This is a genomic window from Klebsiella sp. KE9456, from assembly GCF_043832615.1.
Taxonomy (GTDB): domain Bacteria; phylum Pseudomonadota; class Gammaproteobacteria; order Enterobacterales; family Enterobacteriaceae; genus Klebsiella; species Klebsiella indica.
On sequence record NZ_JBDYQK010000012.1, the window covers coordinates 174,281 to 195,909 of the forward strand.

At 54.3% G+C, this 21,629-nt stretch carries 21 protein-coding genes; 17 read left to right on the plus strand and 4 right to left on the minus strand.

Annotated elements, in window-relative coordinates; all coding sequences use genetic code 11:
• Nucleotides 1-53 precede the first annotated feature (53 nt).
• Nucleotides 54-992, minus strand: a complete 939-nt coding sequence (locus ABK821_RS14435) for an alpha/beta hydrolase (protein ID WP_138362283.1) — start codon at nucleotides 990-992, stop codon at nucleotides 54-56.
• Between the two features lie 330 nt (nucleotides 993-1,322).
• Here ABK821_RS14435 and ABK821_RS14440 point away from each other — a divergent pair, with 330 nt between their 5' ends.
• A complete protein-coding gene (locus tag ABK821_RS14440; RefSeq protein WP_138362284.1) occupies nucleotides 1,323-1,541 on the plus strand; it encodes a ParD-like family protein in 219 nt (72 codons plus the stop codon).
• Nucleotides 1,522-2,301, plus strand: coding sequence for a type I methionyl aminopeptidase (map, locus tag ABK821_RS14445; RefSeq protein ID WP_138362285.1), 780 nt, complete (start codon nucleotides 1,522-1,524; stop codon nucleotides 2,299-2,301). The genes ABK821_RS14440 and map overlap by 20 nt, the downstream gene beginning before the upstream one ends.
• A gap of 99 nt (nucleotides 2,302-2,400) precedes the next feature.
• On the opposite strand, the gene ttrA is transcribed toward map, so the two are convergent.
• From ttrA to ttrB, 3 genes are read right to left on the minus strand one after another with little or no spacing between them, the layout of a single operon-like run.
• Entirely contained in the window at nucleotides 2,401-5,466 is a 3,066-nt protein-coding gene (gene ttrA, locus ABK821_RS14450) for a tetrathionate reductase subunit TtrA (protein ID WP_343178388.1), read from the minus strand.
• Nucleotides 5,459-6,481, minus strand: coding sequence for a tetrathionate reductase subunit TtrC (gene ttrC, locus ABK821_RS14455; protein ID WP_343178387.1), 1,023 nt, complete (start codon nucleotides 6,479-6,481; stop codon nucleotides 5,459-5,461). The genes ttrA and ttrC overlap by 8 nt, the downstream gene beginning before the upstream one ends.
• Nucleotides 6,482-7,210, minus strand: a complete 729-nt coding sequence (gene ttrB / locus ABK821_RS14460; RefSeq protein ID WP_142501939.1) for a tetrathionate reductase subunit TtrB — start codon at nucleotides 7,208-7,210, stop codon at nucleotides 6,482-6,484.
• 178 nt (nucleotides 7,211-7,388) lie between these two features.
• Between ttrB and ttrS the strand changes: the two genes are divergently transcribed.
• The 15 genes from ttrS to ABK821_RS14535 all read left to right on the plus strand — a co-directional run bounded on the left by ttrS (nucleotide 7,389) and on the right by ABK821_RS14535 (nucleotide 21,418).
• Nucleotides 7,389-9,161, plus strand: a complete 1,773-nt coding sequence (gene ttrS / locus ABK821_RS14465; RefSeq protein WP_343178386.1) for a tetrathionate respiration histidine kinase TtrS — start codon at nucleotides 7,389-7,391, stop codon at nucleotides 9,159-9,161.
• The gene (gene ttrR, locus ABK821_RS14470; RefSeq protein ID WP_343178385.1) at nucleotides 9,136-9,720 is read left to right on the plus strand and encodes a tetrathionate respiration response regulator TtrR; all 585 of its coding nucleotides are present in this window, start codon (nucleotides 9,136-9,138) and stop codon (nucleotides 9,718-9,720) included. Before ttrS ends, ttrR begins: the two co-directional genes overlap by 26 nt.
• Nucleotides 9,721-10,443: 723 nt before the next feature.
• Nucleotides 10,444-11,016 (plus strand): sugar dehydrogenase complex small subunit, encoded by a 573-nt coding sequence (locus tag ABK821_RS14475; RefSeq protein WP_343178384.1) that lies wholly within the window; start codon nucleotides 10,444-10,446, stop codon nucleotides 11,014-11,016.
• A 41-nt stretch (nucleotides 11,017-11,057) separates the two neighbouring features.
• Nucleotides 11,058-12,650, plus strand: a complete 1,593-nt coding sequence (locus ABK821_RS14480) for a GMC family oxidoreductase (protein ID WP_308562869.1) — start codon at nucleotides 11,058-11,060, stop codon at nucleotides 12,648-12,650.
• 2 nt (nucleotides 12,651-12,652) lie between these two features.
• The gene (locus tag ABK821_RS14485; protein WP_343178383.1) at nucleotides 12,653-14,080 is read left to right on the plus strand and encodes a c-type cytochrome; all 1,428 of its coding nucleotides are present in this window, start codon (nucleotides 12,653-12,655) and stop codon (nucleotides 14,078-14,080) included.
• A 223-nt stretch (nucleotides 14,081-14,303) separates the two neighbouring features.
• Nucleotides 14,304-14,927 (plus strand): cytochrome c biogenesis heme-transporting ATPase CcmA, encoded by a 624-nt coding sequence (gene ccmA, locus ABK821_RS14490; RefSeq protein ID WP_308562874.1) that lies wholly within the window; start codon nucleotides 14,304-14,306, stop codon nucleotides 14,925-14,927.
• Nucleotides 14,924-15,583, plus strand: coding sequence for a heme exporter protein CcmB (ccmB, locus tag ABK821_RS14495; RefSeq protein WP_142501945.1), 660 nt, complete (start codon nucleotides 14,924-14,926; stop codon nucleotides 15,581-15,583). Before ccmA ends, ccmB begins: the two co-directional genes overlap by 4 nt.
• 52 nt (nucleotides 15,584-15,635) lie before the next feature.
• The gene (locus ABK821_RS14500) at nucleotides 15,636-16,373 is read left to right on the plus strand and encodes a heme ABC transporter permease (RefSeq protein WP_142502415.1); all 738 of its coding nucleotides are present in this window, start codon (nucleotides 15,636-15,638) and stop codon (nucleotides 16,371-16,373) included.
• The gene (gene ccmD, locus ABK821_RS14505) at nucleotides 16,370-16,600 is read left to right on the plus strand and encodes a heme exporter protein CcmD (protein ID WP_343178382.1); all 231 of its coding nucleotides are present in this window, start codon (nucleotides 16,370-16,372) and stop codon (nucleotides 16,598-16,600) included. The genes ABK821_RS14500 and ccmD overlap by 4 nt, the downstream gene beginning before the upstream one ends.
• Complete coding sequence (gene ccmE / locus ABK821_RS14510; RefSeq protein WP_138362288.1) at nucleotides 16,584-17,042, plus strand: cytochrome c maturation protein CcmE; 459 nt, start codon at nucleotides 16,584-16,586, stop codon at nucleotides 17,040-17,042. The genes ccmD and ccmE overlap by 17 nt, the downstream gene beginning before the upstream one ends.
• Nucleotides 17,039-18,988, plus strand: coding sequence for a heme lyase CcmF/NrfE family subunit (locus tag ABK821_RS14515; protein WP_343178381.1), 1,950 nt, complete (start codon nucleotides 17,039-17,041; stop codon nucleotides 18,986-18,988). The genes ccmE and ABK821_RS14515 overlap by 4 nt, the downstream gene beginning before the upstream one ends.
• Complete coding sequence (locus ABK821_RS14520; protein ID WP_395033973.1) at nucleotides 18,988-19,545, plus strand: DsbE family thiol:disulfide interchange protein; 558 nt, start codon at nucleotides 18,988-18,990, stop codon at nucleotides 19,543-19,545. Before ABK821_RS14515 ends, ABK821_RS14520 begins: the two co-directional genes overlap by 1 nt.
• Nucleotides 19,546-19,556: 11 nt before the next feature.
• Nucleotides 19,557-20,000 (plus strand): cytochrome c-type biogenesis protein, encoded by a 444-nt coding sequence (locus tag ABK821_RS14525; RefSeq protein ID WP_374043512.1) that lies wholly within the window; start codon nucleotides 19,557-19,559, stop codon nucleotides 19,998-20,000.
• Nucleotides 19,997-20,836, plus strand: a complete 840-nt coding sequence (gene ccmI, locus ABK821_RS14530) for a c-type cytochrome biogenesis protein CcmI (RefSeq protein ID WP_142501950.1) — start codon at nucleotides 19,997-19,999, stop codon at nucleotides 20,834-20,836. The genes ABK821_RS14525 and ccmI overlap by 4 nt, the downstream gene beginning before the upstream one ends.
• Before the next feature lie 39 nt (nucleotides 20,837-20,875).
• Complete coding sequence (locus ABK821_RS14535; protein WP_138362290.1) at nucleotides 20,876-21,418, plus strand: GNAT family N-acetyltransferase; 543 nt, start codon at nucleotides 20,876-20,878, stop codon at nucleotides 21,416-21,418.
• Nucleotides 21,419-21,629: the final 211 nt, after the last annotated feature.

Consider the following 21,629-nt stretch of genomic DNA (forward strand, 5'->3'; position numbering starts at 1 on the left):
AAATAATTAAACGCAACAGATCAACATGGTGAGAACTGCTTTGTTTATGTATTTCAGCTGTTTTCCTGTATGAAGGCACAAATACTGTCGATAAGCCCCTCAGCTAATGGTAAGTCAGGATCGACATATGCCCTGATGTTTTCTTCAGCAGAGTCAGATTCAATATGTTTCAGAACATGATTCATACCGGAGATTATCTGCGGAACCACCAGTGGATTAGCCCTGGTCAGTAATGCGGCATCCTCAATACTTGTCTGTAAATCCCGGGTTCCCTGTACTACCAGTACCGGCTTGTCATAACCGGCAATCAGTCCGACTGGATCGACTTTCATTAAGTCGATCAGGTAATCCTGTACGCTGGCGCGAAACAGCGGTAATAGTGCCGGATGTAATTGGCTGTCATCCACATATCTGCCTGCATCTAACGCCTGAAGAGCCTTCAGCGCCTGTGCCAGCACAGGATTATTGGCCGGATTAGCGAGCAACTGCTCCCGTAATACCTCGCTTATTTTCCTTCCCGGCGTTGAGACCAGCACCAGTCCACAAATATCGTCACATGACAGGGCCGCTGTCAGCGCCACCAGCCCACCTTCGCTGTGTCCTAAAATCCAGACACGGGAATCATCTGACCGGCGCTTAAGCGTCTCCACCCAGGAACGCGCATCAACGGCATAATCGTCAACAGTAACTTTGTCGCCATGTTCGGCCGCACCTGCACTTTCATACATTCCGCGTTTGTCTATGCGAATCGATGAGATGTTTTTAGCCGCCAAACCCTCGGCTACAAGCCGGAGAGGGGATGCGCCTAAATCCGGTTGGGCGTTACCATCCCGATCAATCGGCCCTGAACCGGGGATAATAAGTACGACCGGCGCACTTTCGCTTTCTACTGATAGTAAGGTTCCATGCAGCGTACCCTGTAAGGATGCGGCCTTAATTTTATGTTCGGTGATGAGCGGCTTTACGGTGCCTCGAGATAAGCGATGATCCATTCACGATCCTTCTCTAGTCGTCGTCTTTCAAACGGCAGCGACGTTAACTGCGGAATGACTCACTCGCACTTGCGGACCGTCGCGTCATGGAAAGATTCGCCGTTTTCCTGCCACTTGCATTATATCGGTAATTAACGATACGGCCATCTATACCCGTCACCCTTCGAGATGCAATTGATAAGGTGATTCATCAACATCCGTGACCTGCATGGAGAGAAACCGTGCCGTTCTTTTGTTTCCATTATGAAAGTTTTCTGACCGCCGACGTTGTCTGCCTGACGGCTGAGGCGTAATATACGAAATATATATAAATCATTACGGTATGTATAAATGGGAATTGTAAAAATTTCAGACCTGCTGCACGACGATATCCGTGATGCCAGCAAGGCGATGTCGCGTTCGGTTAACGCGCAGGCGGAGTACTGGATCCGCCTGGGTATGATGAGCGAGCTGTATCCTGAGCTTAATCATCAGCAAATCAAGCTCATGATGCTGAAGTCCGGCTCCGATCGTTTACTGGAGGTGATCAATGCTATCCATTCCCATTAAAACCGCGGACGAGCTTGCCAGACAGCGTCACGCAGGCGAACTGCTGGCCTCTGTTTTCGATATGCTGGATACCTTTATTCAGCCAGGGGTCTCCACCATGGCCATCAACAATCGGGTCGAGGATTATATCGTCAACACGCTGCATTCACGCCCGGCCAGCAAAGGTCAGTACGATTTTCCCTATGTGCTGAATACGTCAATCAATGATGTGGTGTGTCATGGCATGCCAAAAGAAACTGAACATCTGAAATCCGGCATGATCGTCAATGTCGATATTACGCTGGAAAAAGAGGGGCTCATTGCCGATTCCAGCAAGATGTATCTGATCGGGGATGTGTCGCCGCTGGCCCGTCGACTGGTGAAGAAAACCTATGAGGCGATGTGGAAGGGCATTAAGGCTGTCAGACCAGGCGCTACCCTGGGCGATATCGGTCATGCGATTCAATCTTACGTTGAAAGCAATGGTTACAGCGTGGTCAGAGAGTACTGCGGGCATGGTATTGGTAGCGAAATGCATGAAGATCCGCAGGTGCTGCACTACGGGAAACCGGGCACAGGCGCTGTCCTCAAGGAAGGAATGGTGTTTACGATTGAACCAATGGTTAATCAGGGCGATAGCCGGATAAAAACCAAAAAAGACGGCTGGACAGTGGTCACTCGCGATAAAAAATTATCCGCGCAGTGGGAGCATACTATAGCCGTCACCGCGCAAGGATATGAGGTACTGACGCTGCGTCAGAGTGAAGTTATCCCGGTCTGACCCGCGCGCAGGTATCATTCCTGCGTGCGGACTGATACCTGTTTGCGCCGGTCTGCCATTGATATCCTGTTTCCTGGCGCTGGTTTTGCTGTGGTCATACTATAGCCGCTCAATCTTCGCGGGTAACCCCTGACGCACCGCCGCGCCGGAGACCCAGTCCAGCCAGGTATTACTTATCTGACGCGTCGGATCGGCAAACCCGAGATCGTTAAGGTTGATACCCGATTTAATCTGCGCATTAAACGGCATCGGCTCCCCATCAAGCGTGTGCGGCACGGCCCCCATTTCCCGATGTCCATAGCCGTGTTCAATGGCTATAACGCCTGGCATCACGCCGTTTAGCAGGCTGATTTCGGCTTCGAGCTGACCGCCGGGCGTTGCAATACGCACTCTGTCCCCATGCGCCAGGCCATAACGATTGCCATCCTGCGGATTCAGCGCCACCAGGTTTGCTGGTTTAAGATGATGCAAACGCGGGATCACCGTCGAGGCGCTGGCCATGGTGTTGGACTTAAAAGAGATCAGCTTAAACGGCCACTGCTGAGCCGGGAAAAGTTCTTCGACAGCGCGCCCGTCCGATAATCTGGCCGGGTACCACGCCGGGCAGCCGCTATACCGCTCGCCGGTGACGGCGTGGCGATGGGCGGCAACCTCAGCATTCCAGATCTGCAGCGGTTTTGGCCATAAATTACCGACGTGGTTATCTTCACGCCCGCTTTTGTCCGGGGCGAAGCGCCCGCCGCGAGAATAAATAAACGCCACACGACTGACCTCATCCGCTTTCAGCGTCTGGTTGATCGCGGGCAGAATACGTTTTACACCAGTGAGCGTAAGATCCTCCGCAATCGCTTCAGCGACCGGCGCTTTGCCCATAAACGCGATATTGGCGGCAATACGCAAGTAATAGTCTTCCACCCGGTTTAACGGATAATGATTACCCTGTGTATCCGTAATGGCATTTTCACCAAATCCCGGTAAATTCAGGCGTTTCGCCACCGCGATACAGAATGATTCCATTGATACCGGCTGACCATCAGCGGTTTTGGCTGTGGCTGGCGGTACTATTGGCCAGCGAGCAGTGGTGGCCTTACTGGCGACGCCTGCCCAGGGCGCGCTAAATCCCCAGCTCTCGAAATTATGGGTGTCAGGAACGATGTAATCGGCCAGCGCGGTCGTTTCATTCATAAAGGCGTCAATGGCGATAAACAGCGGCAGCCGCTGCGGATCCTTCAGTTTCGTTTCCGCCACGGCGCGTAATCCCGGCACCCCGTACAACGGGTTACTCATGTTGGAAATCCAGGCCTTCAGCGGATAGGGGTAGCCGTCCAGCGCGGAGGCGAGCAGCTCGGTTAACTGCCCGGCGACGAACGGGTACCACGGCGCTTTGGCCGGGTAGGGGGATAACCCTGCCGCGATTTTACTGCGATACTCTGCGGAAGACTCATACGCCGTTTTACTGCGGGCGATACTCAGTCCTTTTGGTTTCACTTTGCCCGGGAAACCGTCCATGTTGTAACGCGGGCCGTCGCTCACACCGTTAAACTTGCCGCCGCCAACAAACACGCCGCCCTCCAGACTCAAATTACCGGTCAGCGCGTTGAGCATCATCACGGCCCAGGCGTTATAAAAACCGTTTCCGGCCATCATTCCACCGTGGGAAATAACCGCCGACTTACGCCCGTGGCGGGTTAAAGCCGTTGCCAGCGCCACGATTTTATCCTCCGGGACACCGCAATGTTGGCTGTACTGCGTCATGGTCAGTTTCCCGGCAGACTCTTTCAGCAACTGGAAACCACTTTTAACCGTTACCGTACGCTCGTCAGCCAGTGTCAACTGCCGAGTGACAAAGAGTGTCGCCCGGGAACAGAGACGGGCGGCGACAAGTTCGCCACGCGCATTCACCACTACCGGTTCGTCTGTGCCATCTGTATTCAGCAAGGCAAGGGTCAGGTGCTGTCCGGCCAGTTCTGGCAGTTCATCGGTTATCACCAGGTGAGTGGCATTGGTCCAGCTTTTTTCACCCGCTTGCCGCATCGCCTGTTCAGCCGGAATGGTCAGATAGTCAGCGTTATAGCGTTGGTTTTCGATAATCCAGCGGATCATGGCCATCGCCAGCGCCGAATCGCTACCGGGCAGCACTGGCAGCCAGTGTCCTCGATCGTCGGCCATGACCGTGGTCAGCGGTAATGCAGGAGCGACAACCACATACTGAAAATTATCACGCAGGCGGGCGCTGGCGAGCTGCCTCGCCTGGCGCTTGAACGGATTGCCAGACTGAGCAGGCGAGGTGCCCATAAACAAGGCAAACTCCACGTTATCCCAGTCAGGTTTTACGTGCGGGTTTTTATCCAGATCGCCCATTAACGCGCCGGAACCTGCGCGATAGGCCAGTCCGCAGTAAGAACCATGGGCGCCGAAATTTTTACTGCCGAAGCTGTTTAGCGCGAAGCGGCGCAGAAAACTATCCCGCCCGTCGTCGCTGGTATTGGTCACCAGCAATTGGTTGGATTTCGGGCCGAATTCGGGATGACCTGGATCAAGGAGCGTTGTCGGGGCATGGATCGCGCGCAGACCGTCAACATGCCCCTCGCCAAACAGATCGCCGCCTTCCACCACCTCTTTAATCAGTTGTTCAAAACTGATGCGCTGCCATTGACCAGCTCCGCGTTTACCCGCACGTTTCATGGGTTCACGAATGCGCAGCGGGCTGTATAGCCCTTCCAGAAGCGTTGCGCCACGCGCGCAGGCGGTGGATCGGGCATCCAGTCCATTGTCGCCCGCCAACTGTTCCATGGCGGTTGAAAAGGGGACGGAAGAATCGATGTGATGCTCATGCGACAGAGGATGGTAAGGGTTGCCCGCAATACGCAGGACGTTGCCTTTTTGACTATCAACCCTCACCCGCACGCCGCATTGCGTCCAGCAGCCGAAGCATTGGGTCAGCGAAATCACCTGCTGCGGATTTTGCTGCCAGTGTGGACGGGCATTGCCTTCCGGAATCAACGCATTGCCGAAGATACGATCGCGGGTAATTTTACCGGAGGTGCCATTGAGCAGGCCGTCAATAGCGCGTTTCGCCACCTCCCGATAGCTCAGGGCGAAGGTTGCCATTCCGCCCACGGCGAGGCCGATTTTAAGCCACTGACGACGAGGTAAATTAGCCATGTTGCATTCTCCTTGCGAGTCCGTTCACTGTTTCGCGAACAATAATGAGCAGCGCCACCCACAAGCCGAAAGTACCGAGAATAGCGAGTAAACCGTCGGTGCCGACAGGCAGGGTATACGGGTTTAATTGCGCGTTGAATTTCGGGAGGGTTTGCACCTGAATCAGCAGCGTCCAGCGGATCAGCCAGCACAGCGCCATCGCACTACAGGCTAGCAGGACGCGAAGAGATCGCCCCGCCGGGTGGCGTAGTACGTAAGCGGAACAGCCCAACGTAATGAGCCAGAATACCAGCCAGCCGAGGGCATAATGGCGGGCGGAAGGTGATATCGCCAGCCATTGTCTGATCGCCGTACCGGATAGCGTGTCGCCGCTGATCCATATTGTCACTACGGCCGCCAGAAGAACCAACGCTGAGAATTGCCACAGCGCCAGTCGGCGTTGCAGGGGGAAATCGTCGCCCGTGCCCACCATTATCAGCGCAAAAAAGGTTTGCAGCGCACTAAAAAACATCGCCAGTGGAAAGGCGTAGCTGAACCAGACTGGGCGCGCCAGAACCACGGAAACTTCGCGCCCGGTATAGGTCAGCAGGCCAATGGCGCATATCGCGCTGGCAAGCGCAAACCATTTAGTGGCAGTGTACGTCTTATTGAAAAGTCGTTTCATCGCTTGTGCCAGAAACCAGAGCCCCAGAAATAGCGTGAACAGCGGTAGAAACACGGCGCCCCAGGGCATCCAGGACCAGGGTGTGGGATAGGCGTAGAAATGCCAGATCCGGGCGGTCTGGTGCAGATCTGCCGTCAGCGCCAGTGGAGCGGTAATCGCGCAGGTCAGGGCAATCAGCAGCGTCAGCGCCTCCAGCTTTTCGTCATGTCTTTTACGCCAGTGCAGCGCACAGGCAAATAGCGTTGCGCAGGCGGCAATCCCGATGAAAAAGAAGTATTGCACCGCCCACGGTAGCCAGCTCACCTCCTGTGGATGGGCCAGCACTTCTTCAATGATCACTGTATGGCTCATTCAGACCTCCTGCCAGAGAGCGGGTTGCGCGCGCCCCATCAACGGAGTGACAAAGGCGTCATCCAGCCCGAGATAAAAAACGTGGGGTAAGGTGCCGTTTTCCGGCTTCAATACCTTAATGGTGTCATGATGCAAAGAGAGCATTTGCGAGATGCGGCTTTGTTGATCGTTGATATCGCCGATAATTCGCGCGCCGCCGACGCAGGATTCAACGCAGGCGGGGAGCAGCCCGACCTCCAGCCGGTGAACGCAAAAGGTGCACTTATCGGCGGTTTGCGTTTCATGGTTGATAAAGCGCGCATCGTAGGGACAGGCCTGTACGCAATAGGCGCACCCCACACAGCGGGTGTTATCCACCACCACAATACCGTCTTCACGCTGAAAGGTTGCCTGTACCGGGCAGACCGGCACGCAGGGTGGATTATCACAATGGTTGCACAGGCGCGGTAACAGGACGTTAGTCACCGCGTTATCCAGTTGAACCTGATATTGATTGACGTAAGTGCGAAATGCCCCCTGCGGCGTCTGATTTTCTATCGCACAACTGACGGTACAGGCCTGGCAGCCGATACAGCGACGTAGATCGACCAGCATCGCATAGCGATGACGCGGAGAACCTTCTCGTCGCGCAGGCGAGAAAGGAAATTTTGCCTGCGCCAGTGGAACCAGAGACGCACCCGCGGTGATAACGCCCAGTTGCGCCAGAAACTGTCGTTTACTGCTATCCATATTTTCTCCCTCACGAGGCAACAACAACACATTTGTCACGTCGTTGATTTGCATGTGATGAATAAAGAATGTCGATGATTTACAGTGTAAAAATCACCGCCGGGGCAGCTCTATTGTGGTTAACCACATACCCGGCGGGTTGTTGATCTAAAACAACATAATCAACAGGGATAATCGGGTGAGAGTGAAAACGGTGGGACGTCTGGCACTGCTGGCATCAGTATTACTGCTGAACGGCTTCGCATGGGCTGGTTCGTGGAACATTGGCGTTCTGGCGATGCGCGGAGAGGTGTTAACCCGCCGTCACTGGCAGCCTCTGGAAACGATGCTCAACCAACAACTGCCAGACCAGCAGTTTCATATTCAGCCGCTGGATCTGCACCAGATGCGGGAAGCGGTTAATAAGGGTTCCGTACAGTTTGTGGTGACCAATCCGGCCCAGTTTGTGCAACTGAACAATCACGCGTCGTTGCGCTGGCTGGCCTCATTGCGCTCTTCGCTCGGCACGAGCAACGTGATAGGCAGCGTTATTCTGACTCGTCGCGACAGCGGAATTACCTCGGCATCCGATCTGATGGGAAAAACGGTCGGAGCCATCGATCCTCAGGCTTTTGGCGGCTATCTGCTGGGATATAAAGCGCTGAGTGACGCCGGGCTGCGACCGGAACGCGATCTCCGTCTGCGCTTTACGGGGTTTCCCGCCGATGCGCTGATTTATCTGCTACGTGCACAGGCCGTGCAGGCGGCGATAGTCCCGGTCTGCCTGCTTGAGAAAATGGCAGACGAAGGCCTGGTGAGTAAAACTGATTTTGTGGCGGTGATGACACACCCGGCGGCTATTCCGTGTTTAACCAGTACGCCGCTTTATCCGGACTGGTCGTTCGCCGCGCTACCGGCCGTAAGTGACGCACTGGCCGACCGGGTTACCCGCGCCTTGTATAATGCCCCAGACAAGGCCGCGTTTCACTGGGGAGCACCGGCCTCCACCCGTCAGGTGGCGGCGTTGCTGCGCGAAGTCCAGCAGCATCACCCGCAGCGGCAATTGTGGCTGGAGGTGAAAAGCTGGCTTATCCAGCATCGGATGGTGATGGGCGGGGTCGCGGTGGTATTGCTACTGCTGATGCTTAATTATATCTGGGTCATGTTGCTGGTGCGACGACGCGGCAGGCTACTTGAACGTAACGCCGTGCAACTGCGCGAACAGGAACAGGCGCTGGAAACGGCAAGGCAGATGAGCGTACTGGGGGAAATGACTTCCGGTTTCGCCCACGAGTTGAATCAGCCGTTGTCCGCTATCCGCCATTATGCGCAAGGATGTACGATTCGTTTACAAAAGCAGGATCGGCTGCATCCTTTACTGCCAGCGCTCGAGCAAATTGACCATCAGGCGCAGCGCGGTGCAGCAACGCTGCGTAATCTGCGCCATTGGGTCAGCCAGGCGCATGGTCAACCGGGCCAGACGGTACAATGGGAAAACATCAGCGTTCGCCAGGCTATTCATCATGTCTGGCAGTGGCTACGGGTACCGCAGCAATTTCCGGCGTTACTGCTGAACAGCGATGTCGATCGCGCGTTAACGCTGATATTACCGCCGGTTCTGCTTGAGCAGGTGCTGGCTAATCTGATCCTCAATGCGGCTCAGGCGGGGGCGAAAATGTTATGGATTAGCGCTATCCGTGAGGCCGGATGCATACGCATTACGCTGCAGGATAACGGCGGCGGCATGGATGATACCTTGTTATCCCAGGTCTTTCAGCCATTTAAGACCAGTCGAAAAGCGGGGATGGGACTGGGTCTGGTCATCTGTCAGCGGCTGGTGCGTTATGGGCGGGGAACAATAAGTCTAACCAATCAACCCGCCCCCGATGGACAAAACGGGGTCGCGGTGGTACTGGCATTTACACAACAAGAGGAACAATGCGGTAATGGCGATAATTCATCTGCTGGATGATGATGTGGCGGTCACCCGGTCATGCGCCTTTTTGCTGGAGAGTCTGGGCTATGAGGTGATGTGCTGGGAGGCTGGGGAGAAATTTCTCGCGCATGCCGATCTTTATCAGATTGGCGTGGTGCTGCTGGATATGCGAATGCCGGTGCTGGATGGTCAGGGCGTGCATGACGCGCTGCGTCGGCGTGACAGTACCCTGGCGGTGGTGTTTCTCACCGGCCATGGCGATGTGCCGATGGCTGTTGAACAAATGAAGCGTGGCGCGGTGGATTTCCTGCAAAAACCGGTTTCAGTTAAGCCGTTACAAACCGCACTGGAGCACGCACTGATGGTCTCCGGCGCGGCGTTTTCCCGGCAAAAAATGGTGGCCTGTTATCAGCAGCTCACGCCGAAAGAGCGTGAACTGGCGATGCTGGTAGTGAAGGGGTTGATGAACCGGGAGATTGCCGGTGTGATGAACATTGCGGTACGTACTGTGGAAGTTCATCGGGCAAGGGTAATGGAGAAGATGCAGGCAGGGAGTCTGGCGGAATTAGTCGCAATATTACAGCACGTGCTCTAGCTGTTTTACCGCCTGGGGAGACTCTCCGGGGGCCGCGGCACCCATGCCTGGCGGGTAAGAACGGGTAATGATTCCGGTATGTAACATTTGCACCAGGCAAATCATCTATGTAACATAAACAAAAAAATAACATTTGTGATACATGAGCGTCTTTGCAGTTTGAGAAGAATGCCATCGTCCAGATTTCATTCGAGTTTCTGTCGCCGGGTTGCGGTATAACCGGCCGTATGAACCGGAAGTGAAAATATTACACTCCCTCTTCACGGTGTGCGAAGTTCAACGAATATAAGAATGATACCCCTACATACACCCGATTATAGGTGATTTATTTAAAACCTCGGTACCTGTGTTTCCGCTAAGACTGGCGGGTTGTACGGCCGGTTGCCTGTCAGCAACGACTGACAAATAACCGACGAGAGCGTCATTTTACTGGACAGGAATGAGAACATGTTGAGCAATGTAATCTCCCATTTAGTGCAAAATCATTCATTAACATCAATAAATGACATCTCACTAAAGGACTGCTGTCGACGGTAGCCTTTTCTTTCAGTCTATTCAAACAACCCCTTTAGCCTGTGCTGCTTTTAAATAAGCGGCAGAGTGTCGTTTGTGTGGAAAAACAAATGATAACGGGACGGTCGTGCAGACAGGCGATGATGCCCAAAAATACAGTGAATTGAGTGAATTTTACGTTCTATGGCTTGGCATTTTGGAGGTAATAATTTGAAAAACAACAGAAAAAAACATGAGTCTCTTCCTGATTTCTCTCAGAAAGGGTTTTCCAGACGAGACTTCTTGTTCGCATCGGCGGCAGTGTTGGGTAGCTTTAGCGTGTTATCAACCCCGGGCCTGGCATGGGCTAAAACGGGAGAGGCGACAGGCGGTTCCGATATCCATCACATCGCCCAACTGGTAACGGGTAAAACGATTGCTCCTTCTCTTGCACAGCGCGTGGCGGATGCATTGACCACGATTGATGCCGATTTCCCGCAGAAACTGGCGCAGCTCAGCGCGTTTATCGCCAATAAGCAGGTTACCGATATTGAAACGCTGAAAGTGACCGCCGGGTTTGAAGGCGAACTGAAAGCGACGGCGCAGGCCATTATCTCCGGATTGTATTTAGGGTATGTCGGGGAGCCGGTCATGCTTTCATCGGAAGACAATGTGCAGTTCGTCACCTATACCGGGGCATTAACTTACCAGTTAACAACGGGTTATACGCCGGTACCGAGCTATTCCCGTTGGGGCAGCGGATACTGGCAATACTTGCCAGAAAAAGCCGTTACACATGCGTAATGTCGAACGAAAAAGAATAAGTTGTTTAAAAGGAAAACATTTTGGCTAAGCAATATGACGCAGATGTCATCGTCGTAGGTTCTGGCGCCTGTGGTTCAAATGTGGCGAATGAACTGGCGTTGAAAGGTAAGTCCGTCATCCTTCTGGAAGCAGGCCCTAACGTACCGCGCTGGAAGATTGTTGAGAATTTCCGTAATTCTGGTCGTCATTATGACCGTAATAACGCCTATCCTAACAATCCGTGGGCGCCGACCAGTAACCTGCCGGGATATATTCAGAATACCGGCGATTTCCGTGAGCAACCCGGGATGCTGAAGCTGGTGGGCGGCACAACCTGGCACTGGGGTGGGGCCACATGGCGCTACATTCCTAACGATTTTAAAATGAAGTCGCTGTATGGTGTCGGGCGTGACTGGCCGATCGGCTATTCGGATCTTGAACCCTATTATGTCCGTGCGGAATACGCGATTGGTGTTGCAGGCTCTGATACCGAAGATCAGTCGGGTCAACACCCGGGAATGGCTTATCCTCCGCGTTCGAAACCGTACCCCATTACCGCTGAAGCGCCGGTTTATAGCTCCACGAAGTTAAAAGACGCGCTCATTCCTCATGGGCATAGCGTGGTTCATGAACCGACAGTGCGAATTCACAAACCTTACGATGGCCGTCCTGGCTGCCAGGGCAACAACAACTGCGACCAGGTTTGCCCGATAGGCACATTGTATAACGGTTCAATTCATGCCGATCGCGCGGTTCGTAATGGCGCAAAACTCATCAGCGAAGCGGTGGTACATAAGATCACCAAAGGTGCGGATGGCAAAATTGAGTCGATTGCCTACCTGACCCCGGATGGCACAGAACATACGCTGACTGCCCGTTATTTTGTGCTGGCGGCACACAGTTTTGAGACAGCCAAACTGATGCTGATGAATGATATCGGCAACTCCTCAGATATGGTGGGGCGTAACCTGATGGACCACATCGGCCTCAGTTTCTCGTTCCTTGCGGATGAGCCAATGTGGACGGGACGTGGGCCGGTACAGCAGGCGACGATTATGACCTGGCGTGATGGTCCATTCCGTTCGCAATACTCCGCCAATAAGCATGCGCTGGCCAACAATAACCCGCAGATAGATATCGCTAACCGCGCAATCAAAGAAGGGTTAATGGGTAAAGAGCTGGATGAGCGGATTATGGACTGGTCCTCGCGCTGGCTGTTTATTTACAGCTTCCTTGAGCCTTTGCCGGACCCGCAAAACCGCATTATTCCGAACCCGGACTGGAAAGACAGCATCGGGCTTCCGGGGATTAAAGTGCATTTCAAAGTGGACGATTACACCAAAATTGGTGCGGCGCATATGATTGACCAGTACAAAGAAATTGCCCGGCTGATGAATGGTCAGATCATTGATATCAATAAAGAATTCGAAAACCATGACCACCTGATGGGCACCATGATCATGGGGGATAACCCGAAAGACTCCGTGGTGAACCATGAGTGCCGTAGTTACGATCATGAGAACCTGTTTATTGCATCCGTCGGCGTGATCCCTGCCGCGGGGGTCATTAACCCTACGCTGACTGCCATTGCGCTGGCAATCCGTTCGGCTGACGTTATCGCGAAGGAGCTATAAAGATGAAAAAAATCATCATGTCCTTGCCTGCGTTGATGGCACTGGCGGCCCCCATGGGCAGTTTCGCTCAGGATAATCAGGATCTTATCGCAAAAGGCGAATATCTGGCGCGTGCTGGCGACTGCACAGCTTGTCATACGGCCCCAGGGCAAAAACCGTTTGCTGGCGGCTACGCATTTAGCATGCCAATGGGAACCATCATCTCGTCTAATATTACCCCGTCTAAGCAGTTTGGCATTGGCGACTGGACTGAACAGCAGTTCGCGCGCGCGGTGCGTGAAGGGGTGAGACCAGACGGCTCAGTGTTGTATCCGGCGATGCCTTATACCGCTTATGGCAACATCACCGATGATGATATGAAAGCGCTGTATGCCTATTTCCAGAGCATCCCCGCCGTGGACGCGGCCCCGGCGCAAAAAACCACGCTGGATTTCCCGTTTAATCTGCCGGGTCTGATGTGGGTATGGAAAACGCTGTTCGCCAGTAGCGCCGCTTTCACTCCGAATCCGACATTAACGGCCGAAGAAAACCGGGGCAAATACCTGGTCGAAGGACTGACTCACTGCTCAACCTGTCATACACCGCGTAACCAGTTTATGGCTGAGGATATGACACAGTATTTGAGCGGCGCACATGTTGACGGCTGGTTAGCGCCGAATATCACCGCCGATAAAAATGACGGTATCGGTGGCTGGAGCAATCAGGAGCTGGTCTCTTACCTGAGAAACGGGCATGCGGAAGGAAAAGCGCAGGCGGGCGGCCCGATGGCGGATGCGATTGAGCACAGTTTCCGCTACCTGACTCAGGATGATATCAACGCGATCGTCGCCTATCTCAGAACCGTGCCGCCGGTGGGGAATCAGAGCGATGCGCAACCATCCTGGGGGACGACGCAGTCGAAACCTGTCGCCTGGGATAGCTTTGAGACCGGCGGAAGCAAAAATAATCAACCGGGTTATCGTGATTCCACAACCACGGATGGCGCGCTTCTTTACAGCAATAACTGCGCGGCCTGTCATGGTATCAACGGTGAGGGCTCGGATGATCATTACTTCCCGTCTCTGACGCACAATACCGCCGTCGGAGCGAAAGATCCGTCTAACCTGGTGATGGCTATCGTTGACGGTATTCATCGCAAAGGGGCAGACGGCGAGGCGGTAATGCCGGCCTTTGGCGAGAAAGACCAGATGATCCACTCCTGGTTGTCCACTGCGCAAATTGCCGCGGTAACAAATTATGTGACCGAGCACTTTGGCTATGGCAATGCGGGGCTGACGGCGTCAGACGTTGAAGCGATAGAACGCGGTACGGGTGATGTGCCGTTCATGATCCGTTATGCTAAAGCGTTTTTCGCCGCGGGCGTGGCCGTCGCTGCTATTGTGCTGATCGTCATTGTGGTTCTCGTTCGCCGTCGTAAACGTCAAAAATAATCGCTTTACTGACGGTATAGCCGCGTCTGAATCAGGCGCGGCATGCCGTTCGATTGTCGGTCAAGGTTCGTCGCTGGCGCCAGCGTATTTCATGTCTGGAGGCCTGCACATCATGGTATGAGTTCGCTTCATAACCCGGTGTGGATGACGCGCGAGCGGCGCTATTGATGAGGAATGCAGCGATTTTGAATTTTTTACCGACTGGTTTCATATGGAATTTTCGATGTTACATGCAGATCAACTGACGTGTATCTACGATGACAGAGTGCTGTTTCAGGGGCTGTCCCTGACGGCTAATCCCGGTGAAGTGTTGCAAATCGCCGGCGATAATGGCACGGGCAAAACATCGTTGCTGCGGATGCTGTGCGGGTTAAGCCGTCCGGAAAGCGGCGCGGTATACTGGCAGGGTGATCCGCTGGCGAAATCACGCGAACAATTCCATCAACAATTACTCTGGCAGGGTCATAAAGCGGGTGTCAAAGCGGCGCTTACCGCAGATGAAAATCTGTATTTCTGTTTTCCTCACTCAACCTTGCAGGCGCGTGAAGCGGCGCTGGCCGCTATCGGGCTTGCGGGGTACGAAGATGTGCCATCCGGTCAGCTCTCTGCGGGGCAACAACGGCGCGTCGCGTTAGCGCGCTTGTGGCTAACATCGGCCCGGTTGTGGATCCTTGATGAACCGTTCACCGCCCTGGATATTACGGCTATAGAAACACTGACCCGACGCCTGGAACAGCATGTGCTGGCGGGAGGCATCGCGATACTGACAACCCATCAACCATTACGGGTGCTGGCTTGTCCGTTGAATACGCTACGTCTGACGGGGGAACGGGAGGTTTGTGTATGATGCTGACCCTGTTGCACCGCGAAATACGCCTTGCCTGGCGTAATGGCGCCGAGATCCTCAACCCGCTGTGGTTTTTCCTGATTGTGATTACCTTATTTCCTTTCGGCGTTGGTGCTGAACCTCAGTTGCTGGCGCAAATCGCGCCGGGTATCGTCTGGGTGGCGGCATTGCTGGCGTCGTTACTGGTAATGGACCGCCTGTTTCGCGATGACTGGCAGGATGGCGCGCTGGAACAGCTCTTACTGTTGCCGACGCCACTGGTCGCGGTTGTGCTGGTGAAGGTGTTCGCCCATTGGATAATGACGGGTCTGCCGCTATTAATGGTGTCGCCACTGGCGATGTTGCTGCTGGGGATGACGCCGCATGCCGCTGGCGTGCTGGCGTTGACATTGCTGTTAGGTACGCCGACGCTCAGTTTTTTAGGCGCAGTCGGCGTTGGCCTGACGGTCGGGCTGAAGCGCGGCGGCGTGCTGCTCAGCCTTCTGGTGCTGCCGTTATCGGTACCTTTATTAATTTTCGCCACCGCGGCGACCCAGGCAGCAGTCGCCGGGCTGCCCGTCGAGGGATTTCTGGCGATTCTGGCGGCGTTTTTAACCGGCAGCGCCACGTTGTGTCCGTTCGCCACCGCTGCCGCATTGCGGTTGACCGTGCAATAATCTGCTGCGGCCAGACTGGCGCAGTCCATGAAAGAGTAGTGTGAGTAAATTTATGTGGAAAGCATTGCATCAACTGGCGATGCCCGAGCGGCTCTATGGCCTGTGCGGGCGCTGGATCCCCTGGCTGGCGACGTTAAGCGCGCTGTTGCTGACGATCGGTCTGATTTGGGGCTTTGTTTACGCTCCGGCGGATTATCAGCAAGGGGAAAGTTACCGAATTATGTATCTACACGTTCCCACGGCAATAGGATCTATGGGGATTTATCTGGCGATGGCTATCGCCGCGTTTACCGGGGCTGTCTGGCAGGTAAAAATGGCGGATTTGTCAGTCGCGGCGCTGGCGCCGGTTGGTGCGGTTTGTACGTTTGTCGCGCTGGTAAGCGGCTCCGCATGGGGTAAACCCATGTGGGGAACCTGGTGGGTCTGGGATGCGCGACTGACGTCAGAACTGGTGCTTTTGTTTCTCTATGCCGGGATTATCGCCCTGTGGCACGCATTCGATGACCGCCGTCTGGCGGGCAGAGCTGCCGGAATACTGGTGCTGGTTGGGGTGGTAAACCTGCCAATTATCCATTATTCGGTGTACTGGTGGAATACTTTGCACCAGGGGTCAACCAATATGCAGCAGACGATCGCGCCGGCCATGCGTATGCCGCTGCGGATTTGTATTTTCGCTTTTTTCAGCCTGGCGGCAACGTTGACGTTGATGCGCCTGCGTAACCTGATTTTACAACAAGAGCGCCGCCGTCCGTGGGTTGTCGCGCTGGTGACTAAAGGAGCCGTGAAATGACGCCCGCTTTTTCTTCTGTCACCGCCTTTCTGGCGATGGGGGGATATGCGTTTTACGTGTGGCTGGCGGTGGCTGCAACGCTGGCCGCTTTTGCTTTTCTGACGCTACACACGGTGTTACAGCGTCGGGCTCTATTCCGTGAAGTCCGTCGCCAGTTGGCCCGCGAACGGCGTATGCGTGCCGCGCGGAGTAGTAAAGCGGAGGGCGCAGATGCAAACGCGTCGTAAGACCCGACTCTATATGATACTGGCCCTGCTGGCCGGACTGGGGCTGACTGTTAGCCTGACGCTGTATGCCCTGGGAGCGAACATCGATCTGTTCTATACCCCCGGGGAAATTATTTACGGCAAAACAGAAAATCACGAGAAACCCCATATCGGCCAGCGCCTGCGTGTCGGCGGTTATGTGCAGCCCGGCAGTGTGAAACGCGATGCGCAGACGCTGGCTGTCACATTCAAACTGTATGATGCTCGCGGCGTGGTTGACGTTAGCTACAAGGGAATCCTGCCAGACTTGTTCCGTGAAGGGCAGGGCGTGGTCGCTCAGGGCGTCCTTGATGCCAGCCGACATATCACCGCGCAGCAGGTGTTAGCCAAACATGATGAAAATTACACGCCACCGGAAGTGAAAGACGCAATGAAACCTGTTGATAAAGGAACGCAGCCATGATGCCGGAACTGGGTAATTATCTGCTTTGCCTGGCTACAGGGATTGCGCTTTTGCTGAGTATTTATCCGCTGTGGGGAGCCGCGCGGCAGGACTCGCGCCTGATGGCGCTGGCCCGCCCGCTGGCTTGCGCGTTATTTTTCTGCATTGCCGGCGCTTTTCTGCTGCTGGTTCATGCCTTTGTGGTAAATGATTTTACCGTGCGCTATGTGGCGGAAAACTCTAACAGCATGCTGCCGGTCTGGTATCGGGTTGCCGCGACCTGGGGCGCCCATGAAGGCTCTCTGCTGCTGTGGATACTTCTGCTGAGTCTCTGGACCTTCGCCGTCGCGCTGTTCAGTCGCCAGATGCCGCTGGATGCGGTAGCCAGAGTGCTGGCCGTGATGGGGATGATAGCTTTTGGCTTTCTGCTTTTTATCCTGTTTACGTCAAATCCCTTCACGCGGACGTTACCTCTTTATCCTGTTGACGGACGGGATCTCAATCCGCTGCTGCAGGACACCGGCATGATTTTTCATCCCCCGATTCTCTATATGGGGTATGTCGGTTTTTCGGTTGCGTTTGCCTTCGCTATTGCCTCGTTGCTTGCCGGGAGGCTGGATACGGCCTGGGCGCGCTGGTCGCGTCCCTGGACCCAGGCGGCGTGGGTTTTTCTTACTCTCGGCATCGTACTGGGATCGGCATGGTCCTATTACGTGCTGGGCTGGGGCGGTTGGTGGTTCTGGGACCCGGTGGAAAACGCCTCTTTTATGCCGTGGCTGGTCGGCACCGCATTGCTGCATTCGCTGGCGGTGACAGAAAAACGCGGCAGCTTCCGTGCCTGGACGGTACTGCTGGCGATTACCGCGTTTTCTCTTTGCCTGCTAGGCACCTTTCTGGTGCGTTCCGGGGTGCTGGTTTCGGTCCACTCATTTGCTTCGGATCCCTCGCGCGGGATGTTTATCCTCGCGCTACTGGTGATCCTTATCGGGGGGTCATTGCTGCTCTACGCGATAAAAGGTGGCGGCGTGCGGGCGCGCGTCGACTATGCATTATGGTCGCGGGAATCATTTTTGCTTGGCAATAACATTTTACTGGTCGCCGCCATGTTGGTGGTGCTGCTGGGTACGTTGTTGCCGCTGGTACATAAAGAACTGGGACTCGGCAGTATTTCTGTCGGCGAGCCGTTTTTCAACACTATGTTTAGCGCGTTGATGGCGCCGTTTGCTTTGCTCCTGGGGATTGGGCCTCTGATACGCTGGCGGCGTGATAAGGCAGGGAAGCAACTTAAACGGCTCGTTATTTCACTATTGGTGACACTGTTACTTTCCCTGGCATTACCGTGGCTGCTGCAGGATAGCATTGAGGCGATGGCCGTTATCGGCCTGATGATGGCGATCTGGGTTCTTATTTTCGCCCTTATTGAGGTCCATGAACGGGCGACGCATCGGCAGAGTTTCTGGCTCGGGTTGCGGACCTTATCGCGTAGCCAGTGGGGAATGGTGCTGGGTCATGTCGGGGTGGCGGTGACCATCATCGGTATTGCTTTTAGCCAGAATTACAGCATTGAACGCGATGTGCGCATGAAAGCTGGCGACAGTATTGATATCCATCACTATCACTTTGTGTTCCGCGGCGTGCGCGACATCGCTGGTCCCAACTGGCGCGGGGGCGCGGGGGTTATCGAGGTCACCCGTAACGGGCAGCCGGAAGCCACATTGTATGCGGAAAAACGGTTCTATAACGTCAGCCGGGTCATGATGACCGAAGCGGCGATTAGCGGCGGACTGACTCGCGATTTGTATGCCGCGCTGGGCGAGCAACTGAGCGATGGCAGTTGGGCGGTGCGCCTGTACTACAAACCGTTTGTTCGCTGGATTTGGTACGGTGGCGTACTGATGGCGTTGGGCGGCCTCTGTTGCATGCTCGACCCGCGTTACAGAATGCGTAAGAAGTTGCAGGAGGCGTGATGAACCGCAGATTACTTTTTATTCCGCTGGCGCTGTTTCTCGCCCTGGCGGTGGCATTGTTCTGGCAACTCATGCGCAATGCCAACGGCGACGATCCGACGACGCTTGAATCCGCGCTGATTGGCAAACCGGTGCCGGCATTCCGTCTTGAAGCGTTAGATAACCCGGGGAAATTGTACGATCGCTCAGTGCTCATTAGCGGTAAACCGCTGCTGCTAAATGTCTGGGCGACCTGGTGCCCGACCTGCCGTGCGGAGCATCAGTTTCTGAATACGCTGGCAAAGCAGGGGGTTCGCGTTGTCGGCATGAACTATAAGGATGAGCGGCAGAAGGCGGTGGACTGGCTTAATCGTCTCGGTAATCCTTATTCCCTTAGCCTGTTTGACGGTAACGGCATGCTGGGGCTGGATCTGGGTGTTTACGGCGCGCCGGAAACTTTTCTGATTGACGGGCGCGGCATTATCCGCTGGCGCCATGCTGGCGATCTCAATGAACAGGTCTGGCGTGAGCAGCTACTGCCGCTGTGGGAAAAATACAGCCGGGAGTCGACATCGTGAAACGCTGGGTCATGGGGCTATTTATGCTGTTGTTGACGCACAGTGCGCTGGCGGTAATTGATACCTGGCAGTTTAAAGATGAAGCGCAGGAGCAGGCATTTCGCGAGATAACATCACAGTTACGCTGCCCAAAATGCCAGAACAACAGTATTGCTGATTCCAATGCGATGATTGCCGCCGATATGCGACTTAAGGTCTATCAATTGATGCAGCAGGGTCAGAGTAAAAAGCAGATTATCGATTATATGGTGGCGCGTTATGGCAGTTTTGTCAGTTATGAACCGCCGGTGACGCCCGGCACTCTTTTGCTTTGGTTGTTACCCGGGATTTTTGTGATCGCCGGGTGCGGTATGGTGGTTGTGCGTGCGCGACGTCGTGCTACGGGCGGAGAAACGTTGAGTACAGAAGAGCGTGAGCGCCTGACGGCGTTATTGAAAAAAGGAAATGATGCATGAGTGTGTTTCTTATCGCGCTGATACTCTTGTTGTCAGGAGGTCTGGCGCTGTTGTATTTCCCGTGGAAGGTGAGCGGCGGAAGCAATCGCGACACGCTGAATCGCACGTTTTACCAGGCACGTCTGCAGGAGCTGGAACAGGAAAACCCGGATACCCGAGGGGAAATGGTTGTTGAACTGCAACGTACGCTGCTGGCGGATATTCCAGGTTCAGCACCGGAGACAACCCGGCAGCCAGTCAGCCGTTGGGTGTTGCTGCCCGGCGCGCTGGCGCTGGTATTGCTGAGTGTGGGGATCTATCTGAAGACCAGTGATATTGGTCAGGTTTTGCTATGGCAGCAGGCGGAGCATCAGTTTCCGCAATTGTTGCAACGGGCAAAAGATCCTGGCGCTCGTCCGCTGCGAATGGACGAAATAGCCGAACTCCGTCTTGGACTGCGCAGTCAATTGCAGAAACAACCCGACGATTTGGCGGGCTGGCAGATGCTGGGCCGCATCGGTATGGTGCTGGATGATGGCGAAACGGCAATAGGTGCTTTCGCTCGCGCTCACCAGTTGGCGGCAAATGATCCCTCGGTCACCTTTGACTATGCCAACGCGCTGGTGAGGGCAGGCGATAAGGGACAGGCTCAAATGGCGGCGTTTTTATTACGCGATTTACTCCAGCGTCAGCCAAAGAACCTGTCCATTCTGGAACTGCTGGCTCTATGCGCGCTGCGCAATGAAGACTATCCGCAGGTCGTGGAAACATTGCAACGTATGCTGGTATTGTTGCCGCCGGATGATCCGCGGCGTGAAGCGATAAGCCGGCAATTGTCTGAAGCACAGAAGAAGTGAATCTGACGAAAACATTTATCTTCTAAAAGGAAATGGTTGATGCATGAAATTTCTTCTTCAACGCTTGATTATCGTTGCCTTGAACCCACGGACTGGCCATTTTTCCTGGCATTAAACCAGGACCGTGATGTGATGCAGTTTATTAGCGATTCACGGACGGAAGACGAAATCAGAGTTCAGTCTTTCGAGCAACGCCTGCAAGCCTGGCATAAAGGTAGCGAACACTGGCTATGCATGATTATCAGTCAAAAGGGCTCAGAGGTACCCATTGGTGTCACTGGTTTTATTGAGCGTGGTGATGGCATAGCAGAAGTCGGTTTCATCCTCGCCGCTGAATTTCATGGTAAGGGTTTTGGCAGTGAATCGCTGAGAGATATTGCCCGATTCGCCTTTGATACTCATCAGTATCGCAAGTTAACCGCCACGGTGACTTCAGGAAACGAGGCCTCGCGTAGAACCTTGCTAAAAATCGGCTTTCAACAAGAAGGCACGCTGAGACAAAACTATTTCCTGCATGATTGTTGGCAAGATGATTGGGTTTTTGGCTTACTTAGAGAAGAGTTTAAATATTGTTCGAAGTAGCATAACTGCGGTTTGTTTTTATATATTTACCAGCTGCAACGGGATGAGCAGGCCTGATTGGTCAGGTCAGGCCGTTCACTTACTTGTATTAGTCGCGACTTGATCTGACACATGGCCTTGAAAGGTTGAGAGTTACCGGTTTTGATATGGGTGTCGAATCCTTATACAAAACACGAGGTAACTCTCATGCTTCATACTACCAATCCCGTTA